The sequence below is a fragment of the Halorubrum sp. Atlit-8R genome, from assembly GCF_003666025.1.
GTDB classification, from domain to species: Archaea; Halobacteriota; Halobacteria; order Halobacteriales; family Haloferacaceae; genus Halorubrum; species Halorubrum salinarum.
On sequence record NZ_QPLV01000056.1, the window covers coordinates 1 to 462 of the forward strand.

The window sequence follows — 462 nt, forward strand, 5'->3', positions numbered from 1 at the left end:
ATCGACATCGTCCTCGACCACGAGCCGCTGTCCGACGAGGCGCGGTCGCAGTTGGAGACCGCGCTTCGGCGGGCGCTCAACACCGTGGACCTCACCGACGTGCTCGGACAGTTGATGCGCGCGACGAACGACGACGAGCGCCGCCGCGCCCTCGACGTCGGCGACGCGCTCCGCGAGGCCGTCGACGACGTGCGCGAGGGCTATCCGAACGCGGCCTTCACGGTCGATAGCCTCCCGCCGGCGACGGTGTTCGCCAACGACCTGCTCGACTCCGTGTTCGCGAACGTCCTGAAGAACGCGGTCGTCCACGGCGACCGCGACCGCCCGTCGATTGCCGTCGCGGGCGCGGCGGACGACGAGTGCGTCACCGTCCGCATCGCCGACGACGGCCCCGGCATCGCCGACGACCGGAAGTCGGTCGTCTTCGGGAAGGGCGCGAAGGGGCTGGGAAGCCCCGGCACC

1 protein-coding gene is annotated in these 462 nt (G+C 71.6%); it reads left to right on the plus strand.

Features of this window, described 5'->3' with window-relative positions; translation table 11 throughout:
• A partial coding sequence (locus tag DVK05_RS16560; protein ID WP_147437849.1) for a sensor histidine kinase KdpD occupies positions 1-462 on the plus strand: 462 nt, incomplete at both ends.